General features: G+C 70.1%; 13 protein-coding genes. All 13 read left to right on the top strand.

Features of this window, described 5'->3' with window-relative positions; all coding sequences use genetic code 11:
* Positions 1–77: 77 nt before the first annotated feature.
* The 13 genes from ACZZZB_RS06805 (at position 78) to ACZZZB_RS06745 (ending at position 14,579) form a co-directional block, all read left to right on the top strand.
* Positions 78–2,660, top strand: coding sequence for an ATP-dependent Clp protease ATP-binding subunit (locus ACZZZB_RS06805; protein WP_463529248.1), 2,583 nt, complete (start codon positions 78–80; stop codon positions 2,658–2,660).
* Between the two features lie 306 nt (positions 2,661–2,966).
* The gene (dnaK, locus tag ACZZZB_RS06800; protein WP_085511953.1) at positions 2,967–4,829 is read left to right on the top strand and encodes a molecular chaperone DnaK; all 1,863 of its coding nucleotides are present in this window, start codon (positions 2,967–2,969) and stop codon (positions 4,827–4,829) included.
* A 2-nt stretch (positions 4,830–4,831) separates the two neighbouring features.
* On the top strand, positions 4,832–5,527 hold the full coding sequence (locus tag ACZZZB_RS06795; RefSeq protein WP_463529247.1) for a nucleotide exchange factor GrpE: 696 nt from the start codon (positions 4,832–4,834) through the stop codon (positions 5,525–5,527).
* Between the two features lie 2 nt (positions 5,528–5,529).
* Positions 5,530–6,531, top strand: coding sequence for a DnaJ C-terminal domain-containing protein (locus ACZZZB_RS06790; RefSeq protein WP_194599428.1), 1,002 nt, complete (start codon positions 5,530–5,532; stop codon positions 6,529–6,531).
* 30 nt (positions 6,532–6,561) lie between these two features.
* A complete protein-coding gene (locus ACZZZB_RS06785) occupies positions 6,562–6,978 on the top strand; it encodes a heat shock protein transcriptional repressor HspR (protein ID WP_064297156.1) in 417 nt (138 codons plus the stop codon).
* A 90-nt stretch (positions 6,979–7,068) separates the two neighbouring features.
* A complete protein-coding gene (locus tag ACZZZB_RS06780) occupies positions 7,069–7,713 on the top strand; it encodes a hypothetical protein (RefSeq protein WP_463529246.1) in 645 nt (214 codons plus the stop codon).
* Between the two features lie 84 nt (positions 7,714–7,797).
* The gene (locus tag ACZZZB_RS06775) at positions 7,798–8,190 is read left to right on the top strand and encodes a RidA family protein (protein WP_463529245.1); all 393 of its coding nucleotides are present in this window, start codon (positions 7,798–7,800) and stop codon (positions 8,188–8,190) included.
* A 42-nt stretch (positions 8,191–8,232) separates the two neighbouring features.
* A complete protein-coding gene (locus ACZZZB_RS06770; RefSeq protein WP_463529244.1) occupies positions 8,233–9,432 on the top strand; it encodes a class I SAM-dependent methyltransferase in 1,200 nt (399 codons plus the stop codon).
* Positions 9,433–9,625: 193 nt separating this feature from the next.
* On the top strand, positions 9,626–10,543 hold the full coding sequence (locus ACZZZB_RS06765) for a DUF817 domain-containing protein (RefSeq protein ID WP_192004452.1): 918 nt from the start codon (positions 9,626–9,628) through the stop codon (positions 10,541–10,543).
* Between the two features lie 105 nt (positions 10,544–10,648).
* Positions 10,649–12,418 (top strand): ATP-binding protein, encoded by a 1,770-nt coding sequence (locus ACZZZB_RS06760; protein WP_463529243.1) that lies wholly within the window; start codon positions 10,649–10,651, stop codon positions 12,416–12,418.
* Between the two features lie 52 nt (positions 12,419–12,470).
* Complete coding sequence (clpS, locus tag ACZZZB_RS06755) at positions 12,471–12,755, top strand: ATP-dependent Clp protease adapter ClpS (RefSeq protein ID WP_056009029.1); 285 nt, start codon at positions 12,471–12,473, stop codon at positions 12,753–12,755.
* Positions 12,752–13,321, top strand: coding sequence for a DUF2017 family protein (locus tag ACZZZB_RS06750; RefSeq protein ID WP_192004454.1), 570 nt, complete (start codon positions 12,752–12,754; stop codon positions 13,319–13,321). The genes clpS and ACZZZB_RS06750 overlap by 4 nt, the downstream gene beginning before the upstream one ends.
* Before the next feature lie 52 nt (positions 13,322–13,373).
* Positions 13,374–14,579 carry a glycosyltransferase gene (locus tag ACZZZB_RS06745; RefSeq protein WP_229940168.1) on the top strand — a complete coding sequence of 402 codons (1,206 nt, stop codon included), beginning with the start codon at positions 13,374–13,376 and terminating at the stop codon, positions 14,577–14,579.
* Positions 14,580–14,586 lie beyond the last annotated feature (7 nt).

Genomic DNA, 14,586 nt, shown 5'->3' with positions numbered 1-14,586 from the left:
CGGGCCCGGGAATAGCTTCGGGCACCCCGCGTTGGACTTGAGCGTACGACACTCAAGTTTGAATCCAGGAGGTTCACGTGCCCGAAGACTTCACCCAGGGCGGCGCAGCAGCAGACGGCGGATCGTCGTCGTTCGACGACTTCCTCGCCCGATACCTCGAGGGCGAGCGGGCGCGTTCGGCGCGGACCATCGACCTCAGCCGCTTCCTCACCGCACGGACGCAGGAGATCCTGCAGCGCGCCGGCCGGTTCGCGCTCGAGCGCGGCCAGAACGAGCTCGACGCGCTGCACATCCTGCGCGTCATCGTGAGCGAGGAGCCCGCGAAGGACGCCGTCGCGCGCCTCGGCGTCGACCCGAAGGTCATCGCCAAGGCCGCCGAGCAGCGCCTGCCGCAGGCGTCCTCGCCGAGCGTCAAGGACCCGGCCATCACGCCGTCGGCCCAGCGCGCACTGTTCCACGCCTACCAGGTGGCCCGCGCCGCCGGATCGACGTACGTCGACCCCGAGCACCTCTTCTTCGCGCTCGTCATCAACCAGGACTCGCCCTCCGGTGAAGTCCTCGCCCGCGCCGGCGTCACGGCGGAGGCGCTGACCCAGGGCATGCGCCAGACCGTCGGCGACCCCGGCGTCGCCACCGACGACCAGGACGACCGCGATGCAGACGACCTCGACTCGGACACCCCGATGCTCGACCGCTTCGGCACCGACCTCACGGCGCTCGCCGCCGGCGGATCGCTCGACCCCGTCATCGGACGTTCCGAGGAGATCGAGCAGACCATCGAGATCCTCTCCCGACGCACGAAGAACAACCCCGTGCTCGTCGGCGAGGCCGGCGTCGGCAAGACCGCGGTCGTCGAGGGGCTCGCCCAGGCGATCGTCGACGGCGGCGTCCCGGAGCAGCTGCGCGGGAAGCGCGTCATCTCACTCGACCTGCCGGCCATGGTCGCCGGAACCCGGTACCGCGGTGACTTCGAAGAGCGCCTCACCGGCCTGCTCGACGAGATCGCAGCCAACCGCTCCGAACTGATCGTCTTCATCGACGAGGTCCACACCGTCGTCGGTGCCGGAGGTTCCGGCGAGGGCGGCATGGACGCCGGCAACATGCTGAAGCCGCGTCTCGCGCGCGGTGAGCTGCACCTCATCGGTGCGACCACGCTCCGTGAGTACCGTGGGATCGAGAAGGACCCGGCACTCGAACGCCGCTTCCAGCCCGTGCGCGTCGGCGAGCCGTCGATCGAGGACGCCGTCCTCATCCTCGACGGTCTCCGTCCTGCCTACGAGGAGCACCACGACGTCCGCTTCACCGACGCCGCCCTCCGCGCCGCCGTCGAGCTCTCGGCCCGCTACCTGCCCGACCGCGTCCTGCCCGACAAGGCCATCGACCTCGTCGACCAGGCTGGCGCCCGGCTGCGGCTGCGGCTCGGGAAGGCGGTCGACGTGAGCGCCCTCGTCGAGGAGCTCGCGACACTCGAGGCGTCGAAGAACGCTGCCGTGTCGGCCGAGCACTACGAGGAGGCCTCGCGCATCCGCGATGAGATCACCGCCGTGCAGGCGAAGCTCGACGCCGCCTCCAACGGCCCCGGCGCGCGCACCGACCGCGACGCCGTCGTCGACGAGGCCCAGATCGCCGGCGTCGTGTCCCGCGCCACCGGCATCCCGGTCAGTCGGCTCACGGAGGGCGAGCGGGAACGTCTCGCCGGCCTCGAGGACGAACTGCACGCTCGCGTCATCGGCCAGCACGACGCCGTGACCGCGGTGTCGAAGGCCGTCCGCCGCAACCGCACGGGCATGGGCGACGCGAACCGACCCGTCGGCAGCTTCCTGTTCCTCGGTCCCACCGGCGTGGGTAAGACGGAGCTCGCGAAGGCGCTCGCCGGATCCCTCTTCGCTGACGAGCACTCGGTGATCCGCTTCGACATGAGCGAGTTCGGCGAACGCCACACGGTGTCGCGACTCGTCGGCGCCCCTCCCGGGTACGTCGGGTTCGACGAGGCGGGCCAGCTCACCGAGCGCGTGCGACGCAACCCGTACTCGATCGTGCTGTTCGACGAGATCGAGAAGGCGCACCCGGACGTGTTCAACCTGCTCCTGCAGGTGCTCGACGACGGTCGCCTGACCGACGGTCAGGGGCGGACGATCGACTTCCGCAACACGGTCGTCGTCATGACGTCGAACCTCGGCTCCGAGTTCCTGGCCTCCCGGTCCGGTGCGATGGGCTTCGTGGCGGGCGGCGCCGACGACCCGACGGGCTTCGGCTCCGAGGAGGCGCTGCGTGCCCGGGTCATGGGCAAGCTGCGCGAGGCGATGCGTCCGGAGTTCCTCAACCGCATCGATGAGATCGTCCTCTTCCGCAAGCTCGACCAGCAGCAGCTGCAGGAGATCGTCGGGCTGATGCTCGGCCGCACGACCGAACGGTTGGCCGCGCGCGGTGCGTCACTCGAGACGACGCCCGAGGCGCTCGCGCTCCTCGCGGAGCTCGGCTACGAGCCGGAGTACGGCGCGCGCCCCCTGCGTCGCCTCATCCAGCGTGAGGTCGACGACCGCATCGCCGAGCTCGTCGTGAGTGGTGGGGTCGGCGACGGCTCGACCGTGCACGTCGACGCGGTCGGCGGGAAGATCGTCGTCACCGAACGGTCCGTGGTGGTGGCGGAAGCCGCCTAAGCCGGGAGATGGATCGACAGGCTCAGGGACCGGACCTCCGGACCCTGGGCCTGTCGCCGTTCCGGCTGGCCGCCGCGCAGGCAAACTGGCCATCCGCTGGGAGTTGAGCCAGGCGGACTCAACTTTCTTGACGTCGAAACCGGGCCTCGGTAGCATTGAGTCATCGGGGCTCAAGTCTCGACGTCACACCAGCATCACCCCATCAACCAGCTCGGTGCCGAGCTCGTCGAGTCGGCCGGACGCCCACAGCATGCCGCCCGAGTCGACGAGTTCCGAACCGGCAGTCAACACAAGGAGAACCAACACATGGCACGTGCAGTAGGCATCGACCTCGGTACCACCAACTCGGTGGTCGCCGTCCTCGAAGGTGGAGAACCCACCGTCATCGCCAACGCCGAGGGCTTCCGCACCACCCCCTCCGTCGTCGCATTCACCAAGGACGGCGAGGTGCTCGTCGGCGAGACCGCGAAGCGCCAGGCCGTCACCAACGTCGACCGCACCATCGCGAGCGTCAAGCGCCACATGGGCACCGACTGGAAGTTCGACGTCGACGGCAAGAAGTACACGCCGCAGGAGCTGTCCGCTCGCATTCTCGCGAAGCTGAAGCGCGACGCCGAGCAGTACCTGGGCGACACCGTGACCGACGCGGTCATCACCGTCCCCGCTTACTTCAACGACGCCGAGCGTCAGGCCACGAAGGAGGCCGGTGAGGTCGCAGGCCTCAACGTGCTCCGCATCATCAACGAGCCGACAGCCGCTGCTCTCGCCTACGGCCTCGACCGCGGCAAGGAGGACGAGCTCATCCTCGTCTTCGACCTCGGTGGCGGTACCTTCGACGTCTCGCTGCTCGAAGTGGGCAAGGACGACGACTTCTCCACCATCCAGGTCCGCTCCACCTCGGGTGACAACCGCCTCGGTGGAGACGACTGGGACCAGCGCGTCGTCGACTACCTGATCAAGCGCTTCAAGGACTCGACCGGTGTCGACGTCTCGGGCGACAAGATCGCGAAGCAGCGCCTCAAGGAGGCCGCCGAGCAGGCGAAGAAGGAGCTCAGCTCCTCGATGTCGACCTCGATCCAGCTCCCGTACCTCTCCCTCACGGAGAACGGCCCGGCGAACCTCGACGAGACGCTCAGCCGCGCGAAGTTCGAGGAGCTCACCAACGACCTCCTCGAGCGCACCCGCAAGCCGTTCAACGACGTCATCGCCGAGGCCGGCGTGAAGGTCTCCGACATCGCGCACGTCGTGCTCGTCGGTGGATCGACTCGTATGCCCGCCGTCGCCGAGCTCGTCAAGAAGCTCACCGGTGGTCAGGAGCCCAACAAGGGCGTCAACCCTGATGAGGTCGTCGCCGTCGGCGCCGCCCTCCAGGCCGGCGTGCTGAAGGGTGAGCGCAAGGACGTGCTGCTTATCGACGTCACCCCCCTGTCGCTCGGTATCGAGACCAAGGGTGGCATCATGACGAAGCTCATCGAGCGCAACACCGCGATCCCCACGAAGCGGAGCGAGACCTTCACCACGGCCGACGACAACCAGCCGTCCGTCGCGATCCAGGTCTTCCAGGGCGAGCGCGAGTTCACCCGCGACAACAAGAACCTCGGCACCTTCGAGCTGACCGGCATCGCGCCGGCTCCGCGCGGTGTGCCGCAGGTCGAGGTCACCTTCGACATCGACGCCAACGGCATCGTGCACGTGTCCGCCAAGGACAAGGGCACCGGCAAGGAGCAGTCGATGACGATCACCGGTGGCTCGTCCCTCGGCAAGGAGGACATCGAGCGCATGGTCCGCGAGGCCGAGGAGCACGCTGCGGACGACAAGGCCCGCCGCGAGCAGGCCGAGGTCCGCAACAGCGCCGAGCAGCTCGCCTACTCGATCGACAAGCTCATCAAGGAGAACGACGACAAGCTGCCCGAGGACGTCAAGACCGACGTCCAGGCCGATGTCGACGCCCTGAAGAGCGCGCTCGCCGGTGAGGACGAGGACGCGGTGAAGACCGCGTTCGACAAGCTCAACGAGAGCCAGGTCAAGCTCGGCGAGGCGATCTACGCCCAGGCGCAGGCCTCCGAGTCCGCCGCAGGAACCGAGGCCCCGGCTGAGGAGGCGACCTCCGATGAGGACGTCGTCGACGCCGAGGTCGTCGAGGACGAAGACGACAAGGACAAGAAGTAACCATGACTGACGAGAACCAGAACCAGAACCAGGACGATCCCATCATCCCTTCGACAGGCTCAGGACAGGCCGCGAAGCATGGGGACGACCCGGAGACCGGCGAGGTTCGTCAGCCTGGCACCGAGGGGGCTGACGCCGACGCGTCGGCCCCCTCGGGCGCACCTGCCGAATCCGCCGGCGCCGACGCACCGGCCGCCGACGACGAGCTGACCGTCGAGGACATCCTCAACGCGGCTCCCGAGGAGCCCGCGCAGGGCGGCGACCTCTCCCCGGCCGAGCAGCTCGCTGCAGAACGCCTCGGCGACCTGCAGCGCGTCACGGCCGAGTACGCGAACTACCGGAAGCGCACCGAGGCCGGCCGCGAGGTGGAGCGCGAGCGCACCACCGGCGAGGTCGCCAAGGTCCTGCTGCCGGTGCTCGACGACCTCGACCGCGCTGACAAGCACGGCGACCTCGAGGGCGACGCCCCCTTCACGCAGATCGCGGCCAAGCTCCGCGGCGCTGCCGAGAAGCTCGGGCTGAAGCCGTTCGGAGCGGTCGGCGAGACCTTCGACCCCAACGTGCACGAGGCCATCTTCCAGCAGCCCACGCCGGGCGCCGAGGGCGAGACCGTCCTCGACGTCGTGGAGACCGGGTACCACCTGGGCTCCACCCTGCTGCGCGCCGCGAAGGTGGTCGTCGCGGTCCCGGCGAGCTAGCCATGGCGAGTCAGGACTGGTTCGACAAGGACTTCTACAAGGTCCTCGGCGTCAAGAAGGACGTGACGCCGGCGGAACTGAAGAAGGTCTACCGGAAGCTCGCCCGGCAGTACCACCCGGACTCCAACCCGGGTGATGCGAAGGCCGAGGCGAAGTTCAAGGAGATCAGCGAGGCCCACTCGGTCCTCGGCGACCCCGAGCAGCGCAAGGAGTACGACGCCGTTCGTGCCATGGGCGGTGGAGCTCGCTTCACCGCCCCGGGTGCCGGCGGCGGCCAGGGCGGCTTCGAGGACGTCTTCGGGACGATGTTCGGTGGGGGCGGTGGTGGTGGCGGTCGCCAGAGCTACAGCTACCAGCAGGCTCCTCCCGGATACGAGGACATCCTCGGCGGCATGTTCGGCCAGGGTGGCTTCGGCCAGACCTCAGGTGGCTTCCGCGGCTACGGCGGACCCACGCCGGGCCGCGACATCACCGCGCACACGACGATCGACTTCATCACGGCCACGCAGGGCGACACCATCTCCCTGCAGACCTCCGAGGGACGCACCATCAAGGTGAAGATCCCGGCGGGTGTGTCGGATGGACAGAAGATCCGCCTGCGCGGCAAGGGGCAGCCGAGTCCGGACGGCGGCGAAGCCGGCGATATCGTGGTCACCGTGAGTGTCCGCAAGCATCCCGTGTTCGAACGCGACGGCCTGAACCTCCGCGTCACCGTGCCGGTCACCTTCGTGGAGGCCGCGCTCGGCGCCACGATCGAGGTTCCGACGCTCGGCGGCGACCCCGTCAAGCTGCGCGTCGCCCCCGGTACGCCGAGCGGCCGCGTCCTCCGCGTCAAGGGCCGTGGTGTCGCGACGACGAAGGGCACCGGCGACCTCCTGGCCGTCGTGCAGATCGTCGTCCCGGCGCATCTCGGCGGCGAGGCCAAGGAGGCACTCGAACGGTTCCACGAGCTGGAGCCGAAGGACAACCCCCGCGACGAGCTCATCGCTCGGGCTCGGGGCTAGTAGCCAGCAGCGCACGGAAGGGCAGGGAGCATGGACGAGCATTCGCCGGTCTTCGCGATCGCGATGGCTGCCGAGCTCGCCGGCATGCACCCGCAGACCCTCCGGCAGTACGACCGGCTCGGGCTCGTGTCGCCGACGCGGACCGCCGGGAAGTCGCGCAGGTACTCGATGCGCGACATCGCCCAGCTCCGTGAGGTGTCCAGGCTCAGTGCCGAGGGCGTCAGCCTCGAGGGCATCTCCCGCATCCTGACCCTGGAGAACGAGGTCAGCTCGCTCCAGGGCCGGGTGCGGGAGCTCGAGCACGCGCTCGCCAACGCCCTGCTGCGAACCCCGGGCAACCGGGTGTTCGCCGCCGGCATGGAGGGGAGCGTCGTCCCGATGCGGAGCGGTACCCGCACCCGCCGCCGGACCGAGGTCGTCGTCTGGCGGCCGTCGCTCTCCGAGTAGCCGACCACAGCGCACTCGTCGCCGTCATCCCGCGTGGATGACGACCACGAGTGCGCTGTCGTATGTCTGCGCGCCGCGTAGGGTTGGGGCATGAGCGCGCAGCCCGTGGTGACGAAGCCGGACCCGGCGCAGACCGCACCCGCGACGGCCCGGAGGCGGCGCGGCGCCCGCCTGACCGGGCTGACCGCCTACCCGCTCATGTACTTCGGCGTCATCGCGGGCGTGCTTCCGCTGCTGACGCTCGTCGTGATCGGCGCCCCCATCCTCGTCGGCGTCCTGCTCGGTGCGGGCGAGGCCGAGTGGCTCGACGGCTTCTCCCGCGTGTTCGGGTTCATCCTGCTGTTCCTGTCGCCTCCGTTCGGGGCCTGGGTGTGGGGGTACGTCGCGCTCGGTGTCGTCGCCTTCTTCGGTGGCATCGCGCTCAGCGTGCGGATCCTGCGACGTCACGGCGTGCGTCGCGCGGGAGCCGTCACGCACTGGGGCATGTGGGCGACGGTCCCGCTGCAGTTCGTCTTCGCGGTCATCAGCGTGGTCGTCGTGTTCGGCGCGATCGCGAGCGTCAGAGCCGAGGACGCCAGCGGACTCGAGACCGTGCGCGCCTTCGGCCAGGGCGTCGCGATCGCCACGGTCGTCAACCTCCTCGTCTCCGCCGGGCTCGGCGTCCTGCTGTTCCCGGTCGTCCTCCGAGCCGTGAAGGCGGAGAAGCCGGCCCGACGCGCCCGCCGACGCGGCTGACCACTGGACGGTGTCGGTCCCCGAGAGCAGAATCGCTGCATCAGCCGCTCCAGGCTGTGTCGCCGCTCCAGAAGGGACGCCAGCATGACCACGATGCCGATCGCCGTCGATCCGCCCTCCATGTACACGAGCCCCGCCTTTGCGCAGGGCATGATCCTCCCAGCCGGTCCGACGCTGTTCATCGGCGGACAGAACGGCGTCGACGCCGAGGGCGCCCTCCTCGACGGCCTCGGCCCGCAGACGGAGCAGGCGCTCCGCAACGTCCTCACCGTGCTCGCCGAAGCCGGTTCCGGGCCCGAGCACGTCGCGAAGCTCACCATCTACCTTGCGCCGGGCATTGATCCGTCCGACGGTTACGCGGCGACCGCGGCGGTCTGGGGCGGTCGCCGGACCGCTGTCACGGTCGTCTCCGTGGCGCCCGCACGTCCGGGAGCGCTCGTCGAGATCGACGCCGTGGCGGCGGTCCCCTCGACCTGACCACGCGAACCCGTGCGGACGACCCGCCGGTACGCTGAGGGGATGCCCGAGTTCTCCTTCGACGCGCTGCGCCGGTTCCCCGATCACGAGGCACCCAACCTCTTCGCCGTCGACGCGACCGACCGGCTCCTGCTCGACGAAGCGTCCGAGGCCCTGGCCGGGCGGGTGCCGACGCCCGGCGAGATCGTCGTCGTCGGCGACGCCTACGGGGCGCTGACCCTCGGCGCCATCGCGCTCCTGGGGGCGACCGACGTCCGGGTCCACCAGGACGCTGCCGTCGGAGAACGGGCCCTCGCGGCCAACGCCGAACGGCTCGGCGTCGACGGCGGCTTCCGCAACCTGCCGCTCGGCGAGGAGCTGTTCACGGGCGCATCACTCGTCCTCGTGCAACTCCCGAAGCACCTCGAAGCACTGCACGAGATCGCCGCCGCCGTGACCCGTTGGAGCGCCGCAGACGTCCGCCTCCTGGCGGGTGGCCGGGTGAAACACCTGACGCCCGCGATGAACGAGGTCCTCGGTCGGAGCTTCTCGACCGTCACCGCGAGCCTCGCCCGGCAGAAGTCCCGGGTGCTCCGCGCCAGCGACCCGGTGACCGCCGCCGTCGAGGGAGCGCGTGACGAGGCTGACACCACGGCCCCGACCGCGCTGCGCACCGAGCACCATGCCGACATCGGCCTGACCATCGCCGCCGCCGGCACGGCGTTCGCGGGCACGAAGCTCGACATCGGTACCCGCTTCCTGCTCGAGGCGCTGCCGGAGATCGCGCCCGACGCCCGGACGGCCATCGACCTCGGCTGCGGCACCGGCGTCCTCGCGGTGTCGCTCGCCATCGCCCGACCCGAGCTTGCAGTCATCGCGACCGACCAGTCCGCTGCAGCGGTCGCCTCGACCACCGCGACCATCGCGGCCAACGACGACGCCGACCGCCGGCTGGCCGAGCGCATCACGGTGCTCCGCGACGACGGCCTGTCGATGCAGCCGGACGCGTCAGCCGACCTCATCGTCCTGAACCCGCCCTTCCACAGCGGGACCACCGTCCACACGGGCGTTGCCCACGACCTGTTCGCCGAGGCCGCGCGTGTCCTGCAGCCGGGTGGCACCCTCGCCGTCGTGTGGAACTCGCACCTCGGCTACCGGGCTGCCCTCGAGCGGCTCGTCGGTCCGACGACGCAGTTCGCGCGCAACCAGAAGTTCACGGTGACGATCTCGCGCCCCCGGGCCGCCGGCGAGCCGCGTCCGTAACTCCTGCTGCTTGGACCGCTCGGCGAGCAGGGGCCGCTCGAACACCGGCATCGTCGACCGTCCGGACGGGCGTTGCAGGAGTTGTGGACGTCAGGCGGCGTTCCAGAGGCGCTCGAGCCGCGACGTCGCAGCCCGCGTCGGGGTGGTCCCGACGTCTCAGCTCGGGCGCGGCGTGTGCCCGTATGCTGGCCCGATGTCCGAGCCGCCCACCCCCGCAGACGGAGCGGGTCGCGACGCACGTCGGGTGGACCAGCACGAACTGACCGCGGTCGAGCGCTGGATCGACGACCGGGCCAACCGGCTCCTGCGCGACGCCCCCGACGGCGGTGCGCGGGCGAAGGCCGTCGAGTTCCTCGTCTTCGGGGCGAAACAGGCGTGGGCGTGCATCTTCGGCGCAGCGATGCTCGCGGTCATCGTCGCCGCCCGCCTCTGGTACCCGGACGATGTCTGGCTCGCCCGGAACGACGCGCTCGTCGTCGCTGCCATCGCCATCCAGGTGGTCATGATCGTCACCAGGCTCGAGACGGGCCGCGAGCTCTGGGTGATCGTCCTGTTCCACGTCGTCGGGACGGGCATGGAGCTGTTCAAGACCGGGGTGGGGTCGTGGGAGTACGACGGCGGCGGGGTCCTGCACCTCGGCTCCGTGCCCTTGTACACCGGCTTCATGTACGCGGCCGTCGGGTCGTACATGGTGCGCGTGTACCGGCTCTTCGACCTCCGGTTCGACCGCTATCCACGGGTGTGGCTCACGACGATCATCGCAGCCGGCATCTACGTGAACTTCTTCAGCCAGCACTTCATCGTGGATCTGCGATGGGTGCTGCTCGCAGCCGTCCTCGTCGTGTTCGCCCGGACGATGATGCACTTCCGCGTGTTCCGTCGGACGCACCGCATGCCCGTGCTGGTGGCGTTCCTGCTCGTGGCCTGCTTCATCTGGATCGCCGAGAACATCGGGACGATCACGGGCGCTTGGCTGTACCCGAATCAGGAGGACGGCTGGCAGCTGGTCCCGCTCACCAAGCTGGTGTCGTGGTTCCTCCTCATGATGATCTCGGTGGTGATGGTCACCTGGGTGTACCCGCCCAAGCGGCCCGATCGACTCCCGACCTGAGTCGCCTACTGTCAACAGTTGCTGAAGGCGGTGCGCTCACCGGGTAGGGTTCGGGAGTGAGCGACCCGATCCCGGTGATCGCTCGTCCCCTTCCGGAGAGCAGCCATGGCCCAGCGTCAGCCCCAGGACCCACGCTTCCGTGATCGTGGCGGCGCTCGGCCAGCCTCCACGCAGCCGGGCCAGGCTCGGCCCGCCCCGGCTCGACCTGCCGCCGCCCCACGGCCCGCATCCCCGGCCGTCGGCATCTCCGTCCCGGTCGCGGCAGCCGCACCGCTGCCGCGGACCAACCACCTCTTCGCCGGTGCGCAGTTCGCGTTCATCGCCTCGATCCTGATGCTCGGGCTGTACATCGGCCTGACCTCGACGTGGACCCTGCTGGAGCCCGACTTCCTCATCGGGCTCTCCCTGACCGCTGCGGCCACGTCCCTGCTCTTCGCCGTGCCGCCGTCAGGCAAGCTCCGTGGCCTGCTCGTGCTCGTTCCGACCATCGACATCCTCGCCGTCGGGTTCTTCCGCGACACCCTGCCGAACCTGCCGACGTCGGGTCTCCTCATCGTGATCCCGGTGCTCTGGCTCGCGGGTGGGTTCGGGGTCTCGGCACTGCCCGTGCCGGTGTTCGGAGCGATCTTCGTCTCCCTGGTGCCGGTCGCGCGCGCCGGAGCGTGGCCGACGACGCCTGGCGGGTGGGGTGCGATCTGCATCCTGCCGGCCCTGGTCCTCATCATGACCGTCACCGTGCACCTGGCCGCGCGCCAGCTCCGCGCCCACGAGGGACGTGCGCGCATCGCGCTCGCCGCGGCGACGGAAGCGGCGGCCGTCGCGACGACGGTTTCGGAATCCGTCGACGCCGCCGTCGCCTTCTTCCGGCCCGACGGCACGGTGGCGCTCCGGAATGAGGCCACGTACGAGCAGGCCCGACTGGCGGGGTTCGACCCCAAGACCCGCGCCGGCGTCCACGTCTACGGACCGGACCGGAAGACCCGGCTGCGGCCCGACGAGCAGGTCATCAACCGGGCGCTGCGCGGAGAGAGCTTCCGCGGCGATCTGTACTGGGTGGGGGAGCCGGGCGACCAGCGCGCCATCATCGGGAACGCGCGACAGGTGCACACCAACGACGGCACGTTCGTCGGCACCATCACCGTCGGTCACGACGTGACCGACCTCGCGAACGCGGTGGCGCTGCGGGAAGCGTTCCTCATCGACGTGTCCCACGAACTCCGCACCCCGTTGACGTCGATCATCGGCTACCTCGACCTCCTCACCGAGGGACATGACCTGCGGCAGCTCGGGCTCGAGCGCGAGGTCTCGACGATCCAGCGCAACGCGGAGCAGTTGTACGCGATCATCGGCGACCTGCTCGCGGCGGGCGACGCCGAGATGCGGGTGCGGATCGCCCTCACCGACGTCGCCGACATCGCCCGGCAGAGCGTGGGAGCGATCCTGCCGCAGGCGTCGGAGGCCGGTGTCGTCGTCCGAGCCGAGGTCCCGCCGCACGTTGAACTGGAGGGCGACGGTGGCCGGCTCCGCCAGGTCCTCGACAACCTGCTGTCGAACGCGGTGAAGTACACCCCGCGAGGTGGGCGCGTCGTCGTGACCGTCGCAGTGGACGGTGAGACCTGCACCGTGAACGTCGCGGACACCGGCATCGGCATCTCACCGGACGCTCAGCGGCAGCTCTTCGACCGCTTCTTCCGGGCCAGGGAGGTCCGCGACGACGCGCGGCCCGGCGTCGGCCTCGGGCTGTCGATCGTGAAGTCCATCACCGAGGCGCATCATGGCTGGATCACCGTGTCCAGCCGCCCGGGCCGCGGCTCCACCTTCACCGTGACCTTGCCGCTCCGCCAGCCGCGCGCCGGCGCACCGTCCGCTTCCTGAGTCGGACCCCGGCAGGGAGGCGCTGCGGCACGCATCGTGGGAGGCTTGGAGGATGGCGCAGATCCTCGACCAGCCGATCGTCGACGAGGCGACCCTCACCATGCAGCCGTGGGTCACCATCGTGTGGAACGACCCGGTGAACCTCATGTCCTACGTCTCGCTCGTGTTCCGCAGCTACTTCGGCTACACCCACGAGGAGGCGGAGCGACTCATGCTCGCCGTGCACCACGAGGGCCGTGCGGTCGTCGCGACCGGCAACCGCGAGGAGATGGAGCGCCACGTCGAGGCCATGCACGGGTACGGGCTCTGGGCCTCGCTCGCGAAGGCCGACGCATGAGCGCCTTCGTCCGTCCGCCCGTCGGACCCGTCGTGCTCCGTCTCGACGAGCAGGAGACCTCGATCCTCGAACAGTTGGCGAGCCAGCTCGTCGACATGCTCGAGGACGCGACGCGCGCCGGGCTGGCGACCGCTGTGGAGCTCGACCCCGCCATGGCGCGACTGGTGCCGGAGGGGTACCGCGACGACCCCGAGGCCGCCGCGGAGTTCCGACGCTTCACCGCCGACGACCTCGTCGGCGGCAAGGTGACCGCGGCGCGGACCGTCCTGGCGGCGCTCACCGCCGACGCGTCCGACGCGGCTCAGCCGACGGACGTCCCAGCCGGGCACGAGGACGGTGCAGCCGTGACCCTCGAGGGCGAGACGGCCTGGACCTGGCTGCGGTTCCTCAACGACACCCGGCTCACCATCGCGGCTCGACTCGGCATCGAGGAGGACGACGCGGAGCCGTTCGACCCGTCTCCGACGAGCTCGGACGATGAGCAGGATCCCCAGCTCATGATGGCGATCTACGCCTGGCTCGGGTACCTGCAGGAGTCGATCGTCGCCGTCCTCGACGAAGCCTGAGTCGCGGCGCCGGACACCTGCGACCCGGGTGCCACGGGTAGCCTTGGTGACCATGCACATCCTCGTCTTCAGCGACCAGCACCCCGAGTCGTCCGGCGGGGCCCAGGTCTCGATCCGGCTGCAGCGGCGCTTCCTGGAGGCCGCGGGGCACACCGTGACGGTGTGCTCGCCGCGGATGCACCAGGCGCACGACGACGACCCGCACTACCTCGACACCCCCTCGATCCCCATCACGCTCGACCGCGAGTACTCGATGACCGTGCCAGGCCGGCTCACCGACCGCTGGCTCGACGCACGTCTGGCCGAGCTGCCCCCGGTCGACGTCGTGCACGTGCAGGCCGACTTCTGGCAGGCGCTCACGGCCTACCGTTACGCCGAACGGCACGGGATCCCGGCCCTCCACACGATGCACAACCGCATGGACGTCGGCATCGAACAGACCATGCCGGCGCCGGGCCTCGTCGTCGGAGCCCTGTCGTGGTGGCAGCGCCGGGTCCTCCGGCCGCGGCTCTCGACCCTGCCGACCGGCGTCTGGTCCTACCTGCAGGAGTTCGCCAAGCGTGCGGCCGTCGTCATCGCGCCGTCGCACCACTTCGCGCGGGTCCTCCGTGAGCAGGGCGTGACCGCCCACGCCGAGGTCCTGTCGACGGGCGTCGACGACGCGGTGCTCGACGAGATCCTCGACGAACGCGCGACCACGCTCCACGTGCCGCACCGGCTGCCGTCGTTCGTGTGGATCGGCCGCTTCAGCCAGGAGAAGCGGCTCATGGAGTTCCTCGAGGCGGTCCGGCTCGCGGACGTCGACGCGGTGTTCCGCCTGTACGGGGCCGGACTCCTGCTCGCGAAGGCCCAGGCGTTCGTCGCACAACACGACCTCGCCGACCACGTCGTCTTCGCCGGTCGTGTCTCGTACCCCGACTCGCTGCGCGCGATCGCCGACGCCGACGCCCTCGTGCAGACGTCGATCGGGTTCGAGACGCAGGGCATGACCGTGTTCGAGGCGGCCGCACTCGGCACACCGTCGATCATCAGCGACCCGAACATCGCGGCGGAGCTCCCGGCCGACTCGATGTGGCAGCCGACGGACGGTGGGGTCGAGGCGCTCGCCGAAGCGATCCGCCGCGCCGTCGCCGACATCGAGGCGGGAACCGCACCGGTCGTCGCACCGGGCCTCGCCCGCACCCTGCGCCAGTCGACGCAGACCACCCGCCTCATCAGCCTGTACGAGGCAGCCCTGGCGCCGGAGGCCGCGCGCTAGCATCGGC

Source organism: Plantibacter sp. AC185, from assembly GCF_979258065.1.
The sequence above is the reverse complement of the archived record's forward strand: the minus strand, read 5'-3'. Positions and strand labels throughout refer to the sequence as shown.

What these genes read in the sequence shown, in the direction of transcription:
- dnaK (WP_085511953.1), top strand. Translation starts at nt 2,967, where the DNA reads ATGGCACGTGCAGTAGGCATCGACCTCGGTACCACCAACTCGGTGGTC.
- ACZZZB_RS06795 (WP_463529247.1), top strand. Translation starts at nt 4,832, where the DNA reads ATGACTGACGAGAACCAGAACCAGAACCAGGACGATCCCATCATCCCT.
- ACZZZB_RS06790 (WP_194599428.1), top strand. Translation starts at nt 5,530, where the DNA reads ATGGCGAGTCAGGACTGGTTCGACAAGGACTTCTACAAGGTCCTCGGC.
- ACZZZB_RS06785 (WP_064297156.1), top strand. Translation starts at nt 6,562, where the DNA reads ATGGACGAGCATTCGCCGGTCTTCGCGATCGCGATGGCTGCCGAGCTC.
- ACZZZB_RS06780 (WP_463529246.1), top strand. Translation starts at nt 7,069, where the DNA reads ATGAGCGCGCAGCCCGTGGTGACGAAGCCGGACCCGGCGCAGACCGCA.
- ACZZZB_RS06775 (WP_463529245.1), top strand. Translation starts at nt 7,798, where the DNA reads ATGACCACGATGCCGATCGCCGTCGATCCGCCCTCCATGTACACGAGC.
- ACZZZB_RS06770 (WP_463529244.1), top strand. Translation starts at nt 8,233, where the DNA reads ATGCCCGAGTTCTCCTTCGACGCGCTGCGCCGGTTCCCCGATCACGAG.
- ACZZZB_RS06765 (WP_192004452.1), top strand. Translation starts at nt 9,626, where the DNA reads ATGTCCGAGCCGCCCACCCCCGCAGACGGAGCGGGTCGCGACGCACGT.
- ACZZZB_RS06760 (WP_463529243.1), top strand. Translation starts at nt 10,649, where the DNA reads ATGGCCCAGCGTCAGCCCCAGGACCCACGCTTCCGTGATCGTGGCGGC.
- clpS (WP_056009029.1), top strand. Translation starts at nt 12,471, where the DNA reads ATGGCGCAGATCCTCGACCAGCCGATCGTCGACGAGGCGACCCTCACC.
- ACZZZB_RS06750 (WP_192004454.1), top strand. Translation starts at nt 12,752, where the DNA reads ATGAGCGCCTTCGTCCGTCCGCCCGTCGGACCCGTCGTGCTCCGTCTC.
- ACZZZB_RS06745 (WP_229940168.1), top strand. Translation starts at nt 13,374, where the DNA reads ATGCACATCCTCGTCTTCAGCGACCAGCACCCCGAGTCGTCCGGCGGG.